At 67.8% G+C, this 21,700-nt stretch carries 19 protein-coding genes; 10 read left to right on the top strand and 9 right to left on the bottom strand.

Going from position 1 to position 21,700, the window contains the following annotated elements; all coding sequences use genetic code 11:
- The first annotated feature begins 29 nt into the window (after positions 1-29).
- Both ppx and A3862_RS29020 read left to right on the top strand, forming a co-directional pair.
- Complete coding sequence (ppx, locus tag A3862_RS29025) at positions 30-1,583, top strand: exopolyphosphatase (protein WP_043755598.1); 1,554 nt, start codon at positions 30-32, stop codon at positions 1,581-1,583.
- A gap of 475 nt (positions 1,584-2,058) precedes the next feature.
- Entirely contained in the window at positions 2,059-4,575 is a 2,517-nt protein-coding gene (locus A3862_RS29020; protein WP_111474230.1) for a methyl-accepting chemotaxis protein, read from the top strand.
- A gap of 110 nt (positions 4,576-4,685) precedes the next feature.
- On the opposite strand, the gene A3862_RS29015 is transcribed toward A3862_RS29020, so the two are convergent.
- Together A3862_RS29015 and A3862_RS29010 are read right to left on the bottom strand one after the other, a co-directional pair.
- On the bottom strand, positions 4,686-6,128 hold the full coding sequence (locus tag A3862_RS29015) for an acetamidase/formamidase family protein (RefSeq protein ID WP_043350875.1): 1,443 nt from the start codon (positions 6,126-6,128) through the stop codon (positions 4,686-4,688).
- 82 nt (positions 6,129-6,210) lie between these two features.
- Entirely contained in the window at positions 6,211-8,541 is a 2,331-nt protein-coding gene (locus A3862_RS29010; protein WP_111474229.1) for an NADP-dependent malic enzyme, read from the bottom strand.
- A gap of 78 nt (positions 8,542-8,619) precedes the next feature.
- Between A3862_RS29010 and A3862_RS29005 the strand changes: the two genes are divergently transcribed.
- Both A3862_RS29005 and A3862_RS29000 read left to right on the top strand, forming a co-directional pair.
- Entirely contained in the window at positions 8,620-9,270 is a 651-nt protein-coding gene (locus A3862_RS29005; RefSeq protein ID WP_051044887.1) for a CatB-related O-acetyltransferase, read from the top strand.
- Entirely contained in the window at positions 9,267-9,518 is a 252-nt protein-coding gene (locus A3862_RS29000) for a DUF3297 family protein (RefSeq protein ID WP_043353490.1), read from the top strand. Before A3862_RS29005 ends, A3862_RS29000 begins: the two co-directional genes overlap by 4 nt.
- Here A3862_RS29000 and A3862_RS28995 read toward each other — a convergent pair.
- From A3862_RS28995 to aspS, 4 genes are read right to left on the bottom strand one after another with little or no spacing between them, the layout of a single operon-like run.
- Positions 9,488-9,820, bottom strand: coding sequence for a type II toxin-antitoxin system HicA family toxin (locus tag A3862_RS28995; RefSeq protein ID WP_043755601.1), 333 nt, complete (start codon positions 9,818-9,820; stop codon positions 9,488-9,490). The genes A3862_RS29000 and A3862_RS28995 overlap by 31 nt on opposite strands.
- The gene (locus A3862_RS28990) at positions 9,817-10,893 is read right to left on the bottom strand and encodes an acyltransferase family protein (RefSeq protein WP_043755604.1); all 1,077 of its coding nucleotides are present in this window, start codon (positions 10,891-10,893) and stop codon (positions 9,817-9,819) included. The genes A3862_RS28995 and A3862_RS28990 overlap by 4 nt, the downstream gene beginning before the upstream one ends.
- Positions 10,890-11,762, bottom strand: a complete 873-nt coding sequence (locus A3862_RS28985) for a glycosyltransferase family 2 protein (protein ID WP_053608682.1) — start codon at positions 11,760-11,762, stop codon at positions 10,890-10,892. Before A3862_RS28985 ends, A3862_RS28990 begins: the two co-directional genes overlap by 4 nt.
- 34 nt (positions 11,763-11,796) lie before the next feature.
- Complete coding sequence (gene aspS / locus A3862_RS28980) at positions 11,797-13,641, bottom strand: aspartate--tRNA ligase (RefSeq protein WP_043760740.1); 1,845 nt, start codon at positions 13,639-13,641, stop codon at positions 11,797-11,799.
- 144 nt (positions 13,642-13,785) lie between these two features.
- Here aspS and A3862_RS28975 point away from each other — a divergent pair, with 144 nt between their 5' ends.
- From A3862_RS28975 to xoxJ, 6 genes are all read left to right on the top strand, one after another.
- Complete coding sequence (locus A3862_RS28975; RefSeq protein WP_442919049.1) at positions 13,786-14,184, top strand: hypothetical protein; 399 nt, start codon at positions 13,786-13,788, stop codon at positions 14,182-14,184.
- 95 nt (positions 14,185-14,279) lie between these two features.
- Positions 14,280-15,467, top strand: a complete 1,188-nt coding sequence (gene rnd, locus A3862_RS28970) for a ribonuclease D (RefSeq protein WP_043383710.1) — start codon at positions 14,280-14,282, stop codon at positions 15,465-15,467.
- A gap of 110 nt (positions 15,468-15,577) precedes the next feature.
- On the top strand, positions 15,578-15,865 hold the full coding sequence (locus A3862_RS28965) for a hypothetical protein (RefSeq protein WP_043356694.1): 288 nt from the start codon (positions 15,578-15,580) through the stop codon (positions 15,863-15,865).
- A 704-nt stretch (positions 15,866-16,569) separates the two neighbouring features.
- Positions 16,570-18,375 carry a lanthanide-dependent methanol dehydrogenase XoxF1 gene (gene xoxF1, locus A3862_RS28960; protein ID WP_043356691.1) on the top strand — a complete coding sequence of 602 codons (1,806 nt, stop codon included), beginning with the start codon at positions 16,570-16,572 and terminating at the stop codon, positions 18,373-18,375.
- A 132-nt stretch (positions 18,376-18,507) separates the two neighbouring features.
- Positions 18,508-19,119 (top strand): c-type cytochrome, methanol metabolism-related, encoded by a 612-nt coding sequence (locus A3862_RS28955; RefSeq protein ID WP_043383711.1) that lies wholly within the window; start codon positions 18,508-18,510, stop codon positions 19,117-19,119.
- Positions 19,104-19,964, top strand: a complete 861-nt coding sequence (gene xoxJ / locus A3862_RS28950) for a rare earth element methanol dehydrogenase accessory protein XoxJ (protein WP_043755612.1) — start codon at positions 19,104-19,106, stop codon at positions 19,962-19,964. The genes A3862_RS28955 and xoxJ overlap by 16 nt, the downstream gene beginning before the upstream one ends.
- A gap of 46 nt (positions 19,965-20,010) precedes the next feature.
- Here xoxJ and folK read toward each other — a convergent pair whose 3' ends face one another.
- The 3 genes from folK to folP are packed head-to-tail and all read right to left on the bottom strand — an operon-like array spanning position 20,011 to position 21,694.
- On the bottom strand, positions 20,011-20,481 hold the full coding sequence (folK, locus tag A3862_RS28945; RefSeq protein WP_043356679.1) for a 2-amino-4-hydroxy-6-hydroxymethyldihydropteridine diphosphokinase: 471 nt from the start codon (positions 20,479-20,481) through the stop codon (positions 20,011-20,013).
- Positions 20,478-20,855, bottom strand: a complete 378-nt coding sequence (gene folB, locus A3862_RS28940) for a dihydroneopterin aldolase (RefSeq protein WP_111474228.1) — start codon at positions 20,853-20,855, stop codon at positions 20,478-20,480. Before folB ends, folK begins: the two co-directional genes overlap by 4 nt.
- Before the next feature lie 2 nt (positions 20,856-20,857).
- Positions 20,858-21,694 carry a dihydropteroate synthase gene (gene folP, locus A3862_RS28935; RefSeq protein ID WP_111474398.1) on the bottom strand — a complete coding sequence of 279 codons (837 nt, stop codon included), beginning with the start codon at positions 21,692-21,694 and terminating at the stop codon, positions 20,858-20,860.
- Positions 21,695-21,700 lie beyond the last annotated feature (6 nt).

Raw genomic sequence — 21,700 nt, 5'->3', positions numbered from 1 at the left:
CGCACCGGGCTCATGAAGGACTCGGACGCTTGGGCAGCCCTCGTGCCAACCTCACCCTCGCGCATGATGCGGAGACGATCGGCAGCGCCGCGCATCAGCCGGTGGCAATCATCGATATCGGCTCCAATTCGGTGCGGCTCGTCGCCTATGACGGCCTGACGCGGGCACCGACGCCGCTCTACAACGAGAAAGTGCTGTGCGGTCTGGGCCGCAACGTCCTGACGACCGGTCGGCTGAACGAGGAGGCGGTGACCCGGGCGCTCGCCGCCCTCGCGCGGTTTCGGGTGCTGTGCGAGACGATGCGCGTGGGCCAAGTGTTCGTGCTCGCCACGGCGGCGGCCCGGGACGCCGAGAACGGTCCGGATTTCCTGCGCGCCGCGGAGGCGGCCTGCGGCCAGGAGATCCAGCTGCTCTCCGGACGGCGCGAGGCAGAATTGTCGGCGCTCGGCGTCGTCTCGGGCTTCCACGCGCCGAACGGGGTCGTAGGCGACATGGGCGGCGGCTCCCTCGAACTCGTGGACGTTCGCGGGACCGTGGTCGGTCAAGGGGTGACCATGCCCCTCGGCGGCCTAGCCCTCCAGGATCTGTCCGGCGGCTCGCTCAAGAAAGCATCGAAGATCGTCCGCGAGTATATGCGCAAGGCCGCGCCGCAGCTCGAGACCCTGCGCGGGCGGACCTTCTACGCGGTCGGCGGCACCTGGCGGGCGATCGCGCGGCTTCACCAGGCGGCCCGCGGCTACCCCGTCCACGTGATGCATGGCTACGCGGTGGAGCCGAGCGACGAGCTGAGTTTCCTGCAGGTCGTCGAGCAGACGGATGTGGCGCTGCTGCAGGACGTCGACGCGATCTCGGAAGCACGGCGCCCGCTGCTCGCCTACGGCGCCGTCGTGTTGGAGGAGATCATCCGGGTCGGACGCCCGCGGGAGGTGGCGATCTCGGCATCGGGGGTCCGCGAGGGCCTGCTGTTCGAGCAGCTCGACCGCGACACCCGGCTGCTCGACCCGCTTCTGGCCTCGGCGTCGGAGTTCAATGTTCTCCGGGCGCGCTCGCCCCGCCACGGGGAAGAGTTGATCGCCTGGACGGACCAGTTCGTCGCGACCCTCGACGGTCACGAGACCGCCGACGAGCGCCGTCTGCGCCATGCGGGCTGCCTGCTGTCGGATGTCGGCTGGCGGGCACATCCCGATTATCGCGACGAGCAGAGCATCGCGGTGATCCAGAACGCGGCGTTCGTCGGTGTCGACCATCCGGGGCGGGCCTATCTCGCCCTGGCGGTTTCCCTTCGGCATACCGGGCTCGCCCCGGAAAAGGCGAACCCGATGCTCCGGAGTGTGGCCGGTCCGCGCCTGTTCGAACGGGCCCGTCTGCTGGGCGCGTTGCTCCGCGTCGCCTTCCCGATCTCCGCCGGCATGGACGGTGCCCTCGGGCGGGCACCGCTGGCCGTCGAAGACGGCCGCGTGGTGCTGCGGCTGCCCCATGCCTGGGAGGCCTTGAGCGGCGACCGCCTGTTGAACCGCGTTCGCGGTCTCGGACGCATTATCGGGCTCGACGGGCGCGTCGAGATTACGGGCGGATCCATCTGATCTGATCCGGGCCGAGACCGGACGGAGCGACAGCGCACCTACGAGTCCGCCGCCGCAGGTCGGGTGAGCAACGCGGCGGATTCTTCGCCCTCGGGAATGCGGCGCGTCGCGTTCCTGCGCGCCCTCGTCGCGAACGCGCGATACGCCTCACCGCGACCCAGGCCTCGCAGGCAGCAGTTCCGAAGACAGGCAGACCGGCGCAGGCCGATTCTCGGACACGATGGGCATTCCCCCTGAGAACGAGCACGACACAGCGAAGCATTTCGCTAGATATCGCATCTCTTGAGATTTCATTTTTTCGTTTTCAATTTCGAATAGGCCAGAATTGCTCATAAGGCCGCTCAATAACAGTTGTAATTATCAATACGACCTCGTCAAACCAACAATGATTCATTTTTAGCGCGTGCAATCGGCAGAGCTTCCCGCTAAGAGGCTGTAATAAATTTCTCCCAAAACGATCTTGGAATAAATCGGCATGAATTTGCTCGGCAAATTTTCAATCAGAGCAATAATGCTCACAATCATAATTGTAATGGCCGTTATGCTTCTGGGCTATTCGGGAGATAATCTGGTCTCTGCACACCTGACGGTGCAGCAGGCCCGGGAAGCCGTCAGTCTGTCCCGCGCGAGCCGGCACCTGCTCAAGACGATTCTTCCAGTACGGCTCGAACGGGGCTCCTCTCTTACCCTCGGCGGTGAGGACGTCGCCGACAGTGACAGCCTCGCCGCCATCGCCACGAACCGCGAGGCGATGATCACAAACCTCAAGGTCGTCCTGGACCTGCTGCGGGACCAGAACGTGCCCGCCGTGACTGCAACGCTCAACCGTCTCCATGCGGCTCAGGAGGCCGTGAACGCGCTCCGTCCCCGCGTGGATGCCGCCCTGCGTGTCCCGAAGGCGCAGCGAGACCCCACGCTGCTGCCAATGGTCCTCACCGCCTTTCAGGAACTTCTCGACGCGCTGACGGCGACCACGGACGCCGTGGATGCGGCGATCCCGCGATCCGACGCGATTCTGCAGCGCTATCTCGTCCTCAAGCGGTCCGCCTGGACGACCCGCGTCGCGATCGGGAACGTCGCCCTGCGGGTCCAGACATCGTTGGCCGCCGGAACCTCCTGGTCGCTTCCCGAGACGGTGGCCGCGGCCGAGGAGCGGGCTCAGGTCCGGACGGCCTGGCTGAACACGAGCGAGGCTGCCGCCGACCTGTCGGAGACCGCGCGCGCGGCGTTCGAGAAGGCCAAGCACAACAATTTCGAGGGGGAGGCCGCCGCCGGGGCCAAAACGATCTTCGATGCCCTGAGCCAGCAGCGGCCCGCGCCCTACACGTTCCAGCAAGTGCGGCGACGGAACACCACCGAGCAGATGACCATCGTCAATCTCGCCGATTCGGCCCTGGACGAGATGGTCGCCCGCGCCGAGACCCTTTCGGACTTGGCGCGCCACGGTGTTCTGCGCAATGCCGCGGCCCTCCTGGCGGCCGCGCTGCTCGTCGTCCTGGGACTCATTGCCCTGGTCGGCGGCGTGCTGCGGCCACTCCGGATCGTCGCCGGCGCGATGCGGTCGCTGACTGCCGGCGAAACGACGGTCGATCTTCCCGTGGCCGCGTATCGGAACGAGTTCGCCCCGATCATGGCGGCCGTGCAAGCGTTCCGGGACAACCTGACCCGCACCCGCGAATTGGAGGTCGAGGCCGAGCGGGCGCGCCTGGATGCCGATGACCAGCGGCGGGAGAGCCTGCGCCAGATGGCCCAGCGCTTCGAGCAGGCGGTCGGCGGCATGATCGGCCAGGTCGGGACGTCAGCCTCCGCACTGCAGGTGACGGCGCAGACGATGACCGCGACCGCCACGCAGACGGCCGGACAATCGGCAACGGTCGCGGCCGCCGCCGAGCGGGCGTCCAAGAACGTCAACACCGTCGCGGTCGCCGCCGAGGAACTGGGTGCATCCGTGCAGGAGATCGGGCGTCAGGCCGATGGTTCGGCGGAGCTCGCGCAGGTGGCTGCGGCCGAGGCCGATCGGACCGCGGCGCGCGTGCGAGAGTTGAGCAGCGCCGTGGACAAAATCGGCGACGTCGTGGGGCTCATCTCATCGATCGCCGAGCAGACCAATCTGCTGGCCCTCAACGCCACGATCGAGGCCGCCCGCGCCGGCACCGCCGGTCGGGGCTTCGCGGTCGTGGCCTCCGAGGTCAAGGCACTGGCTGAGCAGACGGCCAAGGCCACGGCGGAAATCTCCGGCCAGATCGCGGCGGTCCAGGCGTCCACCGGTCAGGCGGTCGAAGCCATCGGGGCGATTACCGCCCGGATCCAAGAGATCAACGGCGTGGCGACCTCGATCGCGGCGGCCGTGGAAGAGCAGGGCGCGGCGACCCAGGAGATCGTGCGCAACGTCGGGCAAGCCGCCGTCGGAACCGGGGAGGTCACCAGCAACATCACCGGCGTCGCTCAGGCGGCGGAGAGCACCGGACAGGCCGCGAGTCAGGTTCTCGATGCGGCCTCCGTCCTGTCGAATCAGTCCGAGCACCTGACCGCCGAGGTCGGACGATTCCTGGCCAGCGTCCGCGTGTCCTACGCCGTTTCGGCCGCGCAGGTCAGGCTGGTGCAGGACAGCTTCGCGAAGGTGCAATCGCTGGGCGACACCGCCTCGGACTTGTTCTACGGGCGCCTCTTCGAGACCGCCCCCCAGGTCCGCTCGCTCTTCCCGAACGATATGAGCGCGCAGAAGCGGAAGCTGATGGCCATGCTGGCCCTGACGGTGGCGAACCTGGATAAGCCGGAAGCTTTGGTCGCGACGGTGCGCGACCTCGGGGATCGGCACGTCGGCTACGGCGCCCTGCAGGCTCATTACGAGCCCGTCGGCGCCGCGCTGCTGTGGACCCTGGAACAGGGTCTGGGCTCGGACTTCACGCCGGAGATCCGACAGGCATGGTCCGAGACTTATCGGGTCATCACCGGTCTGATGACCATGGCCGGAACCGCGAAGGCCGCATGAGCCGGTTTCCCTGCGCAGGCTCGATCGACATCGGCCTCTCCGCGCGCATGATCGCCCGGAGATGACCTGGAGAAGCGCGACGCCGTCCGTGATCGGGGCGTCGCCGCATCTCAGGCGACCCGATCGGAGAAGATCGCCTTCTTGACCACGGCGTGGACGCCCCAATTGCCGTCCACGACCTGCGTGATCCCGAAATCGACCGCCACCGACATCAGCGAGATGGCCTCGTCCTCGGTGAGCCCCTTCGCGTGCATCAGGAACTGGCGCATCTTCCGGAAGGCGTCGCGCATGGCGAGGTCGATGGAGGATTTCTGAAAGATCGCAGTCTGTGCGTCCGGGCCGAGATCGCGCAGGTAGTTCGGGTAGCTGAAGCCCGACAGCACCCAGTCTTCCCGGGTTTCGATCATCGGGAAATCGAGCGCTTCGAGCGGCGTTCCGGGCAGGTCGGCCTTCTTGTGCAGGATGAACTGAAAGGTGCCGGTGAGCGAGCACTCGATCGCGGTGCCGCACAATTCGGAATCGCCCTGGCTGGCATGGGGGTCCCCCACTGAGAACAGGGCGCCCGGCACCGCCACAGGAAAGTACAGCGTCGCGCCCTTGCCGATCCGCCAATTGTCGATGTTGCCGCCGGTATAGCTCGGCGGGATCGTGTTGACCCGGTCGGCCTCGGCCGGCGCGACGCCCATGGTGCCGAAGTGCGGACGGATCGGTACCCGGATGCCCTTGAGAACCTCGTAGGTCTTCTGCGTCTTGGAATGATCGACCGGCAGGCCGGGATAGTCGATGGTCGGGTGGGAGACGCCGAACGGATCGGTGACCCCGGGCCAGCGGAAGCTGTAGACCGCCCGGGCCCAGTCGCGCTCGCCGGTGGCGTCGACCTCGTAGATCGTGACGACCTCGCGCGGTTTATCGCCGGTGATCAGGTCGTTGTAATGATAGCCCCACCAGGCTGCCGCGTTGCTGCCGAAGGCGAGACCCTTGTATTTGGGATTGGCGCAGGGGCGGGGCGCCACGTCGAGGATCCGCACTTCCAACACGTCGCCGGGCTCGGCGCCGCGCATCGCCACCGGGCCGGTGCAGATATGAACGCCCTGACCGCCGCCGGGGCCGATCTTCGCGTCGAGGGCGCCGGCACCACGGGGCGAGACGCCCATCTTATCCTTGGTCCAGAGATAGACGCTCTCGGCGCCCGGATCGCCCTGGATCATCCGCTCGGCATCGTCGCTCGCCTGATGGGTGAGCGTCTCGATGGTGACGAAGTCCCCTGAGCCGATCTCGACCTTCGGCTTGAGGCTGCGGCTGAAGAAGCCCCAATGGACGGTCTCGGCATTCGCCGGCAGGTGATAATGCGCGGTGGCGGCGATCTTGGCCCCGCTCGCCTGGGCCAGGGCCGGGCTCACCAGCGAGGGGCCGCCCGCCGCGAAGGCCGCGGCGGCGCCGGTCGCCGCGAAGCTGCTCTTCAGGAACGCGCGCCGTTCCGGTTCCAGATCCCGCCGGAACCGGCGGCGATGCTCCTCGAAGGCGTGGCAGGTTGGATCGTCGCCCGCGCACATAGCGTCTTCTCCCGATGGTTTCGTAACCGCGGGAGCGGTAAGCAAATCGACGGCCACGCTCGCGGCCGTCGACCGGCGTTCCTCATTCGGAGATCATGCCGACGCCGCTCTCTTCGACCCTGGCCGAAACGGCCTCGTCCGCCTGAGCCTCGACGACGGCCGCAGCCGTGACGTTGACGATGCCGCGCGCGGTCACCGAGGGCGTCAGGATGTGGGCGGGCTTGGCGGGCCCGATCAGCAGGGGGCCGACCGGCAGGGCATCCGCCAGCACCTTGGCGAATTGAAACGCGATGTTGGCCGCGTCGAGATTCGGGAAGATCAGCACATTGGCCGCGCCCTTCAGCCGCGACCCCGGAAGCACGCGCTCCCGGACCATCTCGCTCAGCGCCGAATCCGCCTGCATCTCGCCGTCGACCTGAAGCTCCGGGTCGCGCCGCTGCAGAAGCGCGAGGGCGTCGCGCATCTTCATCGCGGAGGGCGAATCCGACTGGCCGAAATCGGAATGGCTCAGGAGCGCGATCTTCGGGGTCATCCCGAAGCGGCTGACATGGCTGGCGCAGGCCTGCGCCACGTCGGCGATCTCCTCGGCGGTGGGATTCTGGCGGACATGGGTGTCGGCCAGGAAGTAGGCGCCGTTATGGGTCACCACGAGGCTCATCGCCGCGCATTGCTCCACGCCCGGCGCGAGCCCGATCACATCGCGGATGATGCGCAGCCGGGTCTCGAACCGGCCCTCCAGGCCGCAGATCAGCGCGTCGGCCTCGCCCCGGCGCACCGCGATGGCGCCGATCACGGTGTTGTTGGTGCGCACCAGCGTGCGGGCCGCGTCCGGCGTGATGCCGCGCCGGCCCGCGACCTCGAGATAGGTCTGCACGTAGGCGCGGTAGCGGGGATCGTCCTCGGGATCGATCAGCTCGAAGTCGCGGCCGTGCTCGATCGACAGGCCGAAGCGCTTCAGCCGGGTCTCGACCACCCGCGGACGGCCGACCAGGATCGGCCGCGCGACCTTGTCCTCGACGATCGCCGGGACGGCGCGGAGCACCCGCTCGTCCTCGCCCTCGGCGTAGATCACGCGCTTGGGCTCGACCTTCGCCTTCGAGAAGAGCGGCTTCATGATCAGGCCGGACCGGTGCACGAACCGGTCGAGGCTGTCGACATAGGCATCGAAATCCGCGAGCGGCCGGCCGGCCACGCCCGAATCCATCGCCGCCTTGGCGACCGCCGGGGCGATGCGCAGGATCAGCCGCGGGTCGAAGGGGCTCGGGATCAGGGATTTCGGCCCGAACGGCCGGGCCTCGCCGCCATAGGCGCGGGCGACCACATCGGAGGTGGTCTCGTGGGCCAGACCCGCGATCGCCTTCACGGCGGCCTTCTTCATCTCCTCGTTGATCTTGTGGGCGCCGACATCCAGCGCGCCGCGGAAGATGTAGGGGAAGCAGAGGACGTTGTTGACCTGGTTCGGGAAATCCGACCGGCCGGTGCAGATCATCGCGTCCGGCCGCTCTTTCTCGGCCAGATCCGGCATGATTTCCGGATAGGGGTTGGCGAGCGCCATGATCAGCGGCTTCTCGGCCATCTCCTTCAGGTATTCGGGCTTCAGCACGCCGCCGGCCGAAAGGCCGATGAACACGTCCGCTCCCGGGATCACCTCGGCGAGCGTCCGCTTGTCGGTCTCCTGGGCGTAGATGTCCTTCCAGCGGTCCATCAGCTCCGGGCGGCCCTTGTAGACCACACCCTTGATGTCGGTGACCGTGATGTTCTCGCGGGTCGCGCCGAGCGAGACGAGCAGGTTCAGGCAGGCCAGGGCCGCCGCGCCCGCGCCGGAGGTGACGATCCGGACGTCCGACAGGTTCTTGCCGGCGAGTTCCAGGCCGTTGAGGACGGCGGCCGCCACGATGATCGCGGTGCCGTGCTGGTCGTCGTGGAAGACCGGGATGTTCATCCGGGCCCGGCACTGCTCCTCGACCTCGAAGCACTCGGGAGCCTTGATGTCCTCGAGGTTGATGCCGCCGAAGGTGGGCTCAAGGGCACAGACCACATCGACGAGCTTGGACACGTCCTTCTGGTCGACTTCGATGTCGAAGACGTCGATGCCGGCGAATTTCTTGAACAGGACGGCCTTGCCCTCCATCACGGGCTTCGAGGCGAGCGGACCGATATCGCCCAGGCCCAGCACGGCCGTGCCGTTGGAGAGCACCGCCACGAGGTTCTGGCGGATCGTGAGGGTCGCGGCCTCCTGGGGATCGTCGTGGATCGCCATGCAGGCGGCGGCGACGCCCGGAGAATAGGCCAGGGCGAGGTCGCGCTGGTTGCCCAGCGGCTTGGTTGCCTGGATCTCCAGCTTCCCGGGCTTGGGCAGGCGGTGGTAGACGAGCGCCCCGGCCTTGAGGTCCTCGGACATGTTATCGGCCATCGCCCACGCTCCCGCTCACCTTTTTCACCGAGGACGACGCGGTCGCGCCTCGCACGGGCTCGCGTCTTGACCGGTCTGTTGCACCGGCTGCGCAGGGGGCGCAACCCGCACAACGAGACGCGGCTCCACCTCGCCAAACTGGCGAGGACCTACGGCTTCTCCATAGGCGCCTATTCGTATGGGCGTCCAAAAGTCCGCTTCCCGGAGAGCGGGCGGCGGCTGACGATCGGCCGGTATTGTTCCATCGCCGACAAGGTCGAGATCCTTCTCGGGGGCGACCATCGGCTCGACTGGGCGTCGACCTACCCGTTCGCAGCCATGCGCGGGCTGTTCCCGGATGCCCGGGCGCCCGAGGATTACCATGCCTCCCGGGGCGACGTGGTGATCGGGCACGATGTCTGGCTCGGGTCCGGCTGCATGATCCTGTCCGGCGTCACGGTCGGGCACGGGGCTGTGGTGGCGGCAAGGGCCGTCGTGACGCGCGACGTGCCGCCCTACGCCATCGTGGCGGGCAACCCGGCGCGGGTGGTGCGGCACCGTTTCGACGCGGCCACGGTGGCGGCGCTCGTGGCGGCGGCGTGGTGGGATCGGCCGCACGACACGGTCACCCGGCTGGTGCCGCTGCTGCAGAGCGGCCGGATCGCGGATCTGCTCGCGGCGTTGCGCGTCAGCGCGGATTCCCGTACCGGCGGGGCCCAAATCGACGACGACCCGAGACCTGGACGATGACCGACACGCCTCCCGACCGCCTCGCCGCCAACCCCAACAGCCCGTTCTACGACGAGAAGGCGCTGGAGCGCGGAGTCGGTGTCCGATTCAAAGGGGTCGAGAAGACCAACGTCGAGGAATATTGCGTGAGCGAGGGCTGGGTCCGGCTCTCGGCCGGCAAGACCCTCGACCGGGCCGGCAACCCGATGACCGTGAAGCTGAAAGGTACGGTGGAGCCTTATTTCCGGGACCCGTCCGCGGAGGCCTGATCGCCCTTCCTGGCAAGAGCGCCCTGGAAGTTGCGCACGGCCTCTGCGACGAGAATCCGAAGTCGCTCCGGGGAGCGCGGTCCGTCGATGATGAGGCTTGCGAGAATATCGGTGCGGCGGGACCGTTGCTTGGCAGTGCGCGGGTGGTTCGACACGCGCAGGTGCCACGGGCCATCGGGCCGCTTCAGATACAGGCTGTCGCCGCGTTCGTTCCGGGCGACGACCGTGAAGCCGTTGGCCTCCAGCATCCGCGCCGCGAGGGCCAGCGCCTTCAGCGGCGAGAGAGGCCCGTCGGCGCTCACGATCCGGCGGGCTCGATCGTGCCGAGGCGACGCCGACCCAGCGCCCGCACCTTGAGCGCCAGGGCCGGCCGCTCGATTCCGTACCAGGACACGGCGGCGACCGGTACGGTCAGGGCGAGGGCGGGGGCCAGCAATGCGGCTCCCGAGACGTCCGGCCACAGGGCATGCAGGCTCTGCTGGATCGGCCAGCCGTAGAGATAGATCCCGTAGGACAGGTCGGCCGGCGGATCGAACGGTCCACGCGCCAACGGGCCGAGGGCGAGCCAGACCACGCCGTAAGCCTCGGCCAGGAACAGCAGGGCCGGATAGGCCGGTGTCCGCGCGAGGACGAACGCGCCGAAGGCCAGGCAGGCGAGGGCGGCGGCCGAGACCCGCAGGCGGGCGCGCCACAGATAGAGCCCGGCCCCGGCCGCGAAGATCATCGGCAGGCGCAGTGCCGTCTCGGTGCCCTTGGGCAGGTCGAGGCCCCGCAGGGCGCCCATGACGACCAGCGCCAGCGCCAGGCCCACGACAATGATCAGGGCCGACCAGCGCCGCCGGAGCAGACCGCACAGGGCGGCGACGAGAACGCCGAGATAGCACAGCACCTCGTATTTCAGCGTCCAGACCGTTCCGAGGGGCGCCCGGTACGGGTTGCTCTCGAAGACGCCGGGGAGGGCGGCGTTGCTCTTGAAGGTCGTCAGCGTCCCACGGATGAACGACCACAGGCCGGGGTCGCCCAGATACGCGGAGACGGGCAGGCGAGTCATGGCCGCGCCGAGCCCCAGCGATACGACCAGCGTCGCCGCCACGAGTCCCGGCAGGATCCGCAGGGTCCGGGCGATGGCGTAGTCGCGGATGCCGCGGCGGTCGCAGCTCATGGTGACGAGGAAACCCGACACGGCGAAGAAGCCGTTCACCGCGTGCTCCCCGAGCGTGTAGCCGGTCAGACGGGCGAGAGGTTCGTCGCCGGCCGCGCCGGTCGCGACGCTGAACGCGTGGGACACGACGACCGCCAGGGCCAGCATCAGCCGCAGGCCGGTGAAGCCGTTGCGCTGGGCTTCGAGTGCGGCCGCGATCGTCGAGGCGCTCATTCGGTCAGGCCCTCTTGGGCCAGGGCGTCACGGCCGCGCAGGAAGGCGAGGGCGCCCGCGGCCGAGCCGCCGTAGCGCTCCATGCCCGACCGGCGCAGAACCAGCGCCGACAGCAGCGCCTTCGGGACGTTGGTCATCAGGGTGGCGCGGCTCGGGTCAGGAAGGCCGTACTTGCGGCTGACATAGGCGCGCGACCAAGCCTGATGCCAGCGCGATCGGAACACGCGGCCCGGCTCCGGCGCCGAGGACCGGCCGCGACCGTGCAGCGCTTCGGCCCCGTGGACGTGGATCAGCGCTCGGCCGCGATCGGCGACGCGCCGGCAGAGATCATCGTCCTCGTAGAACAGGAAGATGTTCTCGTCGAAGCCGCCGAGATCGAGGAACAGGGCGCGCGGCATCATCAGGCAGGCCCCGGAGAGGAACGGTGCGCAGGCATCGCCCTGGGGCAGCGCAGGCCGGCCGCCGGGATTGGCGAGATAGGGCGCCAGCAGCGAGCGTGCCTGGAAGAAGAAGCGCCCATCGGATTCGACGAGGCGCGGGGCCAGAAGGCCCGCATCGGGCCACATCCGGGCGGCCTCCAGCAGGGCATCCACCGCCCCCGGACGCAGGACCACGTCCGGGTTGACGATCAGGATGTGCTCCGCCGTCTCGGCGGCCCGGACGCCCCTGTTGTTGGCGCGGCCGTAACCCTCGTTGCGGGCGTTGCGGATCACCTGCGCGCCGGCGGCTTCCGCGACCGCCGCGGAGGCGTCGCGGCTGGCATTGTCGACCACGATCGCCGGGACGTGCTGACCGGCGAGCGCGGCGAGGCAGCCGGGCAGCACCGCGGCGCTGTCGTGGGCGACGACGATCGCGACGAGGCTCGGCACCGCGCGGCCGGTCCGCGGCCGGTCTAAGCGGACCTCAGGCCTTCTTCTCGGGCAGGTTGAGGCGGATGTGCAGCTCGCGCAGCTGCTTCGGGGTCGCCTCGGAGGGCGCACCCATCATCAGGTCCTCGGCGCGCTGGTTCATCGGGAACAGCACCACCTCGCGGATGTTCGGCTCGTTGCACAGGAGCATGACGATGCGGTCCACACCCGGCGCGATGCCGCCGTGCGGCGGGGCGCCCATGCGGAGCGCATTCAGCATGCCGCCGAACTTCTGCTCCAGCACCTCGTGGCCGTAGCCGGCGATGGCGAAGGCCTTCTCCATCACGTCCGGGCGATGGTTGCGGATCGCGCCCGAGGACAGCTCCACGCCGTTGCAGACGATGTCGTACTGGAAGGCCTTGATCCCGAGGATCCGCTTGGTGTTCGCGCCGTTCTCATCCTCGCTGGCGAGGGCGTCGAGGTCGAGCGCCAGGAACTCCTCGCGGTCGATGTTCGGCATCGAGAACGGGTTGTGGGAGAAGTCGATCCGCTTCTCCTCCTCGCTCCACTCGTACATCGGGAAGTCGGTGATCCAGCAGAACGCGTACTGGTCCTTGTCGCAGAGGCCCAGCTCGTCGCCAATGCGGATGCGCGCCTTGCCGGCAAGGCCGGCGGCCTTGGCCTCGGGACCGGCGGAGAAGAACACCGCGTCGCCGGCCTTCGCGCCCGCCCGCTCGGCGATCAGCGCCTGAACCTCGGCCGGGATGAACTTGGCGATCGGCCCCTTGCCGGAGAGCTGGCCGTTCTCCTCCTCGAACACGACGTAGCCGAGGCCCGGCGCGCCCTCGGAGCGGGCCCAGTCGTTGAGCCTGTCGAAGAACGAGCGCGACTGCGCCGCCGCGCCAGTCGCCGGAATCGCCCGGACCGCGCCGCCGGAGGCGATCACGCCCTTGAACGCCTTGAACGCCACGTCATCGCGGGCGAACAGGTCGGTGACGTCGGCGATGATCAGCGGGTTGCGCAGGTCCGGCTTGTCGACACCGTATTTCAGCATCGAATCCGCGTAGGTGATGCGCGGGAATTCCTTCGTGACGCGCTTGCCGTCGGCGAACTCCTCGAACACCCCGCGCAGGACCGGCTCCACCGCCTGGAACACGTCCTCCTGGGTGACGAAGCTCATCTCGATGTCGAGCTGGTAGAACTCGCCCGGCGAGCGGTCGGCGCGGGCGTCCTCGTCGCGGAAGCAGGGCGCGATCTGGAAATAGCGGTCGAAGCCCGCGATCATCGTCAGCTGCTTGAACTGCTGCGGCGCCTGCGGGAGGGCGTAAAACTTGCCGGGATGGACCCGCGACGGCACGAGGTAGTCGCGGGCGCCCTCGGGCGAGGAGGCGGTCAGGATCGGGGTCTGGAACTCGAAGAAGCCGCCGTCGCGCATCCGGCGGCGGAGCGAATCGATGATCGCGCCACGCTTCATGATGTTCGCGTGGAGCTTCTCCCGACGCAGGTCGAGGAAGCGGTACCGCAGCCGCGTCTCCTCGGGGTATTCGAGGTCTCCGAAGACCGGCAGGGGCAGCTCGCCCGCCGGGCCGAGCACCTCGAGGTCGTCGATGTAGACCTCGACCGCGCCGGTCGGCAGCTCGGCATTCTCGGTGCCGGCCGGGCGCGTGCGGACGCGGCCGTCGATCCGCACGACCCATTCCGAGCGCACCGCCTCGGCGGCCTTGAAGGCCGGGGAATCGGAATCGATCACGCACTGCGTCAGGCCGTAATGGTCCCGCAGATCCACGAACAGCACGCCCCCGTGGTCGCGGATGCGGTGGCACCAGCCGGAGAGGCGGACACTCTGCCCGACGTCGGACGGGCGGAGCGCCCCGCAGGTGTGGGAACGGTAACGGTGCATGATGGGCTTCTTCTGAGGGAAGGCCGGCACCATTCACGCAAGGCCCCCCAAGTCAAGCGCGCGGCAAGCAGGACCGCTCCGAAAGCCGCGCCGCAATCGCCGTGCGGCCTACCGGGCGGACCCTCGAATCCCCATATGATGTCCATGAACGACAACGTTTTTTTCGCGCCGGAACGATCCGTGAGGCCCGCGCCTGGAAGCGCTCCTGCCGGGTGGCGGACCCTGCCCCTCGCAGGCCATTTCGAGCTCGTCTACGAGGACGCGGCCGGCGCCTGGAGCAACCGCTCCCTCGATGCGCGCGAGCTCAAGCTCGGTCCGGGCCGGACACTGCTCGGCGGCATCGACGCGCGACGCGGCGGCTATCGCGGGTTCCGGGTCGACCGGATCCGCCGGCTCGTCGATGGGGCGACCGGTGAGCGTATCGAGACCGGGATCCTCGACCGTCTGCTCGGTCGCGCGGAGGCGCAGCGACGGGCCGACGCCCTGCGGATCCGCCGGCAGACGCGGCTGCGCCGAAAGGCGGCTGTGGGGTCTCCGGCGTGACGAACGTCGCGCGGCGGTAACGGAACGCGCGCGAAAGATGGGGACCCGAGCGGGTGCGTCTCCCCATGTCGGCTGCGGTTGCGTATAGCCGATGCATGGACCTGATCACCACCACTGACGCGCTGCGCCAGATCTGCACACGTCTCGCCGAGCAACCCTTCGTGACCGTCGACACGGAGTTCATGCGCGAGACGACGTACTATCCGAAACTCTGCCTGATCCAGATGGCGGCCCCGGACGGCACAGGCGTCCTGGTCGATCCGCTGGCGCCGGGAATCGACCTCGAACCCTTCATCGCGCTCATGGCCGACGAGCGTACGGTCAAGGTGTTCCACTCCGCCCGTCAGGATCTGGAGATCATCTGGCTGATCGGCGGGATTCTGCCGCATCCGTTCTTCGATACGCAGGTCGCCGCCATGGTCTGCGGCTACGGCGATTCCGTCTCGTACGAGCAGCTCGTCAACGACGTCGCCAAGGCCAAGATCGACAAGTCTTCGCGGTTCACCGACTGGTCACGGCGACCGCTCTCCGAGGCGCAGTTGAGCTACGCGCTGTCGGACGTCACCCACCTCGTGAGGATCTACGAGGTTCTCGTGGCCGAGCTGCTGCGCACCGACCGGGGCGCGTGGCTCGACGAGGAAATGGCGGTGCTGACCTCGCCCGAGACGTACCGTGCCGATCCCGCCCAGGCGTGGCGGCGGCTCTCCGGGCGGATGCGCAAGCCGCGGGAAATCGCCGTGCTGATGGAAGTGGCCGCGTGGCGCGAGAGCGAGGCGCAGGCGCGCAACGTTCCGCGCGGGCGGATCCTGAAGGACGAAGCGGTCATTGATATCGCATCCGCGGCGCCTCGGAACGCCGAGGCGCTCGGCCGGCTTCGGACGATCCCGGCGGGATTCGAGCGTTCCCGGACCGGGGCCGACATCGTCGCTGCCGTGGAGCGTGGCCTCGCTCGTGACACCAGCGCCGTCCGAATGCCCGAGCGGGTGCGGCGGAGCGGGGGCAACGGGGCCATCGTCGAGTTGCTGAAGGTGCTGCTCAAAGCGGTCTGCGAGACGGAGGGCGTCGCGCCCAAGATCATCGCGACGGTCGACGACCTGGAGGCGATCGCCGATGACGATACCGCCGAGGTTCCGGCCCTCCAGGGCTGGCGGCGGACCCTGTTCGGGGACAAAGCCCTGGCTCTGAAGCAGGGACGTCTGGCGCTCTCCGTCGAGGCCGGCCGCATCGTGGTGCGCCCGCCCCAGGGTGACACCGCGCCGGACGGCGTCGAGCGGGCCGGATGACAGCGCCGAGCCGGCAACGGGACAAATGACGCGCTCGGGCGTGACTCGCAGAAGGGCCGGGATTAAATGGCAATCGGATTGCCGCTTAGTCCCGCCCTTGCGCCCCGCGTATGTTCGAATCCAACGAGATCCTGAAGACGCTGACGGGGCGCGGTCTCGTATCGGCGGAGGGCTGTGAACCGGCCCGCGTCCGCTACCGACTCGTGGTCGAGCGGCGCGAAGGCGGCATCGTCGCGTACGGCAACCTCTACGGCAGTTCAGCAGGCCTCCGGCCGATATGGCTCGAGCCGGATGCCCAGCTCAGGCTCTCCAACGGCCGCCGGCTCAACATCTCCGTGACGGATCTGGTCGGCGACGTCGCCGAGTTCGAGAGCACGGGACCGGTCGGCGCACTCTGACGCCCCGCCCAGCACAGCACTTCTGAGAGTTAGGCGCCCGGCGGCCTCGGGCTGGCCGAAAACCGATCGTTCCGGACCCGGGACGATTCGGCAATTTGTCGCGCCTGACGCAGACTGCGACGGACGGGATCCGCGAAAAATTCGGATGCGGCGACTGGGCGCAGACGGGCAAACCGGGAAAATTCGGCAATGAACGGGCATCGGACCATTCTGCAGTGCAGTTGACTCGCCGACGTCCCGCGCGTTCGTTTCGACCCGCCATGCGGCCAGACCAAGCGGGCGACGCATGCAGACACCCAGCAAAGCTTGTTCGTTTGCAAGATCCGCATGGGAGGCGCCGACGTCTCCGTCAGTTCTGCCTCAAAGAACGGCAAGCTCCTTGTGCATCGCAGCATTTCTTTTCGCAAACGCATGACATCGCCCGTGCCTTTGTCATGCGAAGAGAAGCTTTCACCGTGTGACCACAGCCCTCGAACGGCGAGTTGACGGCGCTCAAAAATCTCTTAAGGTCCATTCAAGCCTCGGTTTCGAGGGAGCCGCCTCAGGGATGGCGGTTCCTGGCTAGGGGATCAGTAGATCTCCTCGAAGTCCACTATGCCCGCTACCGAGGCGTCCATCCCTGTCGCAAACAGTCAGGTCGGAGTCCGCGTGACGCCGTTATCGCTGCGCGTCGCAAATACTCTCAAGACTTGTCGGAGGAACCCATGAGAGCGGTACATCTCCTTGCGCTCGGCGCAGGTGTCGCGGCCGTCGCCGCGCCGGCGCTGGCCAATGAAAGCGTCATGAAGGGCATCGCCAACCCGGCGGAACAGGTTCTTCAGACGGTTGATTACGCGAATACGCGTTATTCGAAGCTCGACCAGATCAACGCCAAGAACGTCAAGGATCTCCAGGTCGCCTGGACGTTCTCGACCGGCGTTCTGCGCGGCCACGAGGGCTCGCCGCTCGTCGTCGGCAACATCATGTACGTGCACACGCCGTTCCCGAACATCGTGTACGCCCTCGACCTCGACCACGAGGCGAAGATCATCTGGAAGTACGAGCCGAAGCAGGATCCGTCCGTGATCCCGGTCATGTGCTGTGACACGGTCAACCGTGGCCTGGCCTACGCCGACGGCGCCATCCTCCTGCACCAGGCCGACACCACCCTCGTGTCGCTCGACGCCAAGACCGGCAAGGTCAACTGGTCGGTCGTGAACGGCGATCCGAAGAAGGGCGAGACCAACACCGCCACGGTTCTGCCCGTGAAGGACAAGGTCATCGTCGGCATCTCCGGCGGCGAGTTCGGCGTGCAGTGCCACGTCACCGCCTACGACCTGAAGACCGGCAAGAAGGTGTGGCGCGGCTACTCCGAGGGCCCGGACGATCAGATGATCGTGGACCCGGAGAAGACCACGTCGCTCGGCAAGCCGATCGGCAAGGACTCCTCGCTGAAGACCTGGGAAGGCGATCAGTGGAAGACCGGCGGCGGCTGCACCTGGGGCTGGTTCTCGTACGATCCGAAGCTCGACCTGATGTACTACGGCTCGGGCAACCCCTCGACCTGGAACCCCAAGCAGCGTCCGGGCGACAACAAGTGGTCCATGACCATCTGGGCGCGTAACCCGGATACCGGCATGGCCAAGTGGGTCTACCAGATGACCCCGCACGACGAGTGGGACTACGACGGCATCAACGAGATGATCCTCACGGATCAGAAGGTTGACGGCAAGGACCAGCCGCTCCTGACCCACTTCGACCGTAACGGCTTCGGCTACACGCTGAACCGCGAGACCGGCGCCCTGCTCGTCGCCGAGAAGTTCGACCCGGCCGTCAACTGGGCGTCCAAGGTCGACATGGACAAGGGCTCGAAGAACTACGGCCGTCCGCTGGTCGTGTCGAAGTACTCGACCGAGCAGAACGGTGAGGACACCAACTCCAAGGGCATCTGCCCGGCGGCGCTGGGCACCAAGGATCAGCAGCCTGCGGCCTTCTCGCCGAAGACCAACCTGTTCTACGTGCCCACCAACCACGTCTGCATGGACTACGAGCCGTTCCGGGTGACCTACACCCCGGGCCAGCCCTACGTCGGTGCGACCCTCTCGATGTACCCGGCCCCGAACTCGCACGGCGGCATGGGCAACTTCATCGCGTGGGATGGCGTCAACGGCAAGATCAAGTGGTCCAACCCCGAGCAGTTCTCGGTGTGGTCCGGTGCTCTGGCCACCGCTGGCGACGTCGTGTTCTACGGCACGCTTGAGGGCTACCTGAAGGCGGTCGACGACAAGACCGGCAAGGAGCTGTTCAAGTTCAAGACCCCGTCGGGCATCATCGGTAACGTGATGACCTACCAGCACAAGGGCAAGCAGTACGTGGGCGTCCTGTCGGGCGTCGGCGGCTGGGCTGGCATCGGCCTCGCGGCCGGCCTGACCGACCCGAACGCCGGCCTCGGCGCGGTGGGTGGCTACGCGGCTCTGTCGCAGTACACCAACCTCGGCGGCCAGCTGACGGTCTTCGCCCTGCCGAACTAATCGGCCGCAGGGTTAGACGTGAAAAACGATGCCGGCGCGGGTTCCCGCGCCGGCATCCTTGTGATTAGACTTTCTCGCAAGAGGCTGCGGCTCGAGGGAGACGAAGAGCCTCGATCCAGGGAGACACATGCGTTGCTCAACCTCAGCAAGATCGTAACGCGGCCGGTTATCGCCGCCCTCGCCCTAGCGACCGTCTCGACGGTTGCCGTACATGCTGAGGATGCCAAGCCCGCCGACCCCAAGCTCGCCAATTCCTTGAACGCGAACGACAAGACCGCCGAGCAGGATCCCAAGCTGCTGAAGCAGGATGCTGCGACGAAGGTCGAGGACGGCAAGTATTTCGATGCCGACGGCCACCCGACGTTCCACGTGACCCAGGACGGCAAGATGCTCGACTGGTACACCTACTCGGGCTACCGCCGCTATCACGCCGAGTGCCACGTCTGCCACGGTCCGGACGGCATGGGTTCGACCTACGCGCCGGCGCTGAAGGATTCGCTGAAGCACCTCTCCTACGAGGAGTTCATCGGCATCCTGGCGGGCGGCAAGCAGGAGGTGAACTCCGCCGAGCAGAAGGTGATGCCGGCCTTCGGCGACAACAAGAACGTCATGTGCTACTCGGACGACCTGTACGTCTACCTCAAGGCGCGCGCCGCCGGGGCGATCGGACGTATCCGTCCGTCGGATCATGAGGACAAGCCCGACACGGCCAAGAAGGCCGAGAAGGAATGCATGGGCGGCTGATGTCGTCTCTTGCCCGGATCGCCGTCCTCTGCGCCCTGACATTCACCGGGGCGCAGGGGGCTCTCGCCCAGCATCTGCCGGATACGGTCACCACGGACGTGCTGCGCGTCTGCGGGGATCCGGGCAACATGCCGTTCTCCGAACGCAAGGAGGACGGCTTCGAGAACAAGATCGCGGCGATCATCGCCGACGAATTGAAGATCAAGGTCCGCTACTACTGGTTGACCCAGGGTCCCGGCTTCGTGCGCAACACGCTCGGGACCGGCCTCTGCGATCTGATCATGGGTCAGGCCTTCGGCAGCGACCTCGTCCAGACCACCAATCCCTATTATCGGTCTGCCTATACGCTGGTCACGCGCAAGGGTGAGTACGAGGGCGTGACCGCCCTCGACGATCCGCGCCTGAAAGGCAAGAGCATCGGCGTGATCGCCGGGACGCCGCCGGTCAACCGCATGGGAGATCTCGGCCTCGTCTCGACCATGAAGGCCTACGCCCCCTATCAGCTCGACCCGGCCCGCAAGCATCAGACGGTTGCCGCCGAGATCATCGCGGCGCTGGCCGCCAAGGAGATCGACGCGGCCGTGCTGTGGGGGCCTGCGGCGGGCTGGCTCGCCAAGCAATCGGGCATCGCGATGAATGTCGTGCCCCTGCTCAAGGAGCCGGAGCGGCCGCCGATGGCCTACCGGATCGCCATGGGCGTGCGGATCGGCGAGAACGATTGGAAGCGCTCGCTGAACACCGTCCTGCGCAAGCGTAAGGCCGATATCGACGCGGTCCTGCGCGCCTACGACGTGCCGCTCCTCGAAGAGGATGACAACAAGCTCGCGGAGCCGGCCGAGCGCTGACGCACCGTTGCGGGTCGCCGCTCGACGGCGACCCGGCCGGGTCGGCTCAGACGCGCGCGATACCGGTCCGGTCGAGCTTCGCCAAGGCATCCACCACGCGCTCGCCGCCGATCACTAGGTCGGGTGCGATCTCGGCCAGCGGCACCAGCACGAAGGCCCGTTCACGGACATAGCGGTGCGGCAGGACGAGACGCGCGTCGTCGACGGCGGCGCCCTCGTAGGCCAGGACGTCGATGTCGATCACCCGCGGCCCCCAGCGCTCCTCGCGGACCCGGCCGAGATCGTGCTCCACGCGGAGGCAGGCGTCGAGCAGGCCATGCGGATCGAGACTCGTCTCCACCGCCACGGCCCCGTTGAGGAACCAAGGCTGATCGGTCTTGCCCCAGGGCGGCGTGCGGTAGTCGGAGGACCGCGCGACGAGGGTGATGCCCGGATCCGCCGCGAGGCCCGCGACCGCGCGGTCGAGCATCGCGGCCATGTCGCCGACATTGCTGCCGATACCCAGATAGGCCCTCATCGGCCGGCTCCGCGACGACGCATGATCTCGATGCTGACACTGTCCAGAATGGCGGGAACGGGAGCGCTCGGCTTGTCGACGCGGACCGTGACGGCGTCGATGAGCGTGAAACGCGCCAGGATCTCCGCGGCGATGGCTTCGGCCAGGGCTTCGATCAGGTTGAATCGATGCTCGGTGGCGATCGCGACTGCCACCGCGGTGAGATCGGCGTAGCTCACCGTGCCGGCCACATCATCCGAGCGGCCCGCCGCGCCGAGGTCGAGCTGCGCTTCGAGGGAAATGTAGAAGCGCTGGCCCAGCACGGTCTCTTCGGCCAGCACGCCGTGTCGGCCGAACACCGCGATGCGAGTGACGCGGATCAGGTCGCCGGCCATGCTCAGCGCGCCTCCGGCCGCATCACGGCATCGACGACGCGCATCGCGTCGACATGGGCCGCAACGTCATGCACGCGCACGATGTCGGCACCGAGCGTCGCGGCGACGGCGTGGGCCGCGAGGGAGCCGGTGAGACGGTCCGCCGGCCGGGTCTCGCGATCATGCAGGCGTCCGAGAAGCGACTTGCGGGAAACACCGACCAGGACCGGAAACCCGAGGGCGCGGATCTCGGGCAGCCGCCGCAGCGCCTCGAGATGCTGGTTCCAGCTCTTGCCGAAGCCGACACCCGGGTCGAGCACGATCTCGGAATCGGCGAGACCGGCGCGATGGGCGATGGTGAGGGACCGCTCGAAGAAAGCGAGCATGTCGGCCACGATGTCGAGATCCGGGTCGATCGTCTCCCGGTTGTGCATGATGATCACGGGCGCGCCGTGCGCCACCGCCACGGAAGCGATGTCGGGCTCACGCTGGAGCCCCCAGACGTCATTCACGATCCGGGCACCGGCCTCCAGCGCGAGGCGGGCCGTGGACGCCTTGTAGGTGTCGATGGAGATCGGCACCGGCAGACGGGGCGCGATTGCCCGGATCACCGGCAGGACGCGCGCCTGCTCCTCGTCGGCCGGAACCGGGACGTGACCGGGCCGGGTGGATTCCCCACCGATGTCGAGTATCGCCGCGCCCTCTGCGACGAGGCGCTCGGCCTGGGCCACGGCTTCGGCCTCCCCGGCGAACAACCCACCGTCCGAGAAGGAATCGGGCGTGACGTTGAGGATGCCCATGACCAGCGTGCGGCCGCCCAAAGGAGGCAGCAGAGCGGACAGGCTGGAGGAGGGTGTCACGGTGCG

The organism is Methylobacterium sp. XJLW (genome assembly GCF_003254375.1).
In the GTDB taxonomy this organism is placed as follows: Bacteria; Pseudomonadota; Alphaproteobacteria; order Rhizobiales; family Beijerinckiaceae; genus Methylobacterium; species Methylobacterium fujisawaense.
This window is presented reverse-complemented; position numbering and strand designations above follow the sequence as displayed.

Coding starts and splice junctions, on each gene's coding strand:
- A3862_RS29020 (WP_111474230.1), top strand. CDS start 2,059: ATGAATTTGCTCGGCAAATTTTCAATCAGAGCAATAATGCTCACAATC.
- A3862_RS29015 (WP_043350875.1), bottom strand. CDS start 6,128: ATGTGCGCGGGCGACGATCCAACCTGCCACGCCTTCGAGGAGCATCGC.
- A3862_RS29010 (WP_111474229.1), bottom strand. CDS start 8,541: ATGGCCGATAACATGTCCGAGGACCTCAAGGCCGGGGCGCTCGTCTAC.
- A3862_RS29000 (WP_043353490.1), top strand. CDS start 9,267: ATGACCGACACGCCTCCCGACCGCCTCGCCGCCAACCCCAACAGCCCG.
- A3862_RS28990 (WP_043755604.1), bottom strand. CDS start 10,893: ATGAGCGCCTCGACGATCGCGGCCGCACTCGAAGCCCAGCGCAACGGC.
- aspS (WP_043760740.1), bottom strand. CDS start 13,641: ATGCACCGTTACCGTTCCCACACCTGCGGGGCGCTCCGCCCGTCCGAC.
- A3862_RS28975 (WP_442919049.1), top strand. CDS start 13,786: ATGAACGACAACGTTTTTTTCGCGCCGGAACGATCCGTGAGGCCCGCG.
- rnd (WP_043383710.1), top strand. CDS start 14,280: ATGGACCTGATCACCACCACTGACGCGCTGCGCCAGATCTGCACACGT.
- A3862_RS28965 (WP_043356694.1), top strand. CDS start 15,578: ATGTTCGAATCCAACGAGATCCTGAAGACGCTGACGGGGCGCGGTCTC.
- xoxF1 (WP_043356691.1), top strand. CDS start 16,570: ATGAGAGCGGTACATCTCCTTGCGCTCGGCGCAGGTGTCGCGGCCGTC.
- xoxJ (WP_043755612.1), top strand. CDS start 19,104: ATGCATGGGCGGCTGATGTCGTCTCTTGCCCGGATCGCCGTCCTCTGC.
- folK (WP_043356679.1), bottom strand. CDS start 20,481: ATGAGGGCCTATCTGGGTATCGGCAGCAATGTCGGCGACATGGCCGCG.
- folB (WP_111474228.1), bottom strand. CDS start 20,855: ATGGCCGGCGACCTGATCCGCGTCACTCGCATCGCGGTGTTCGGCCGA.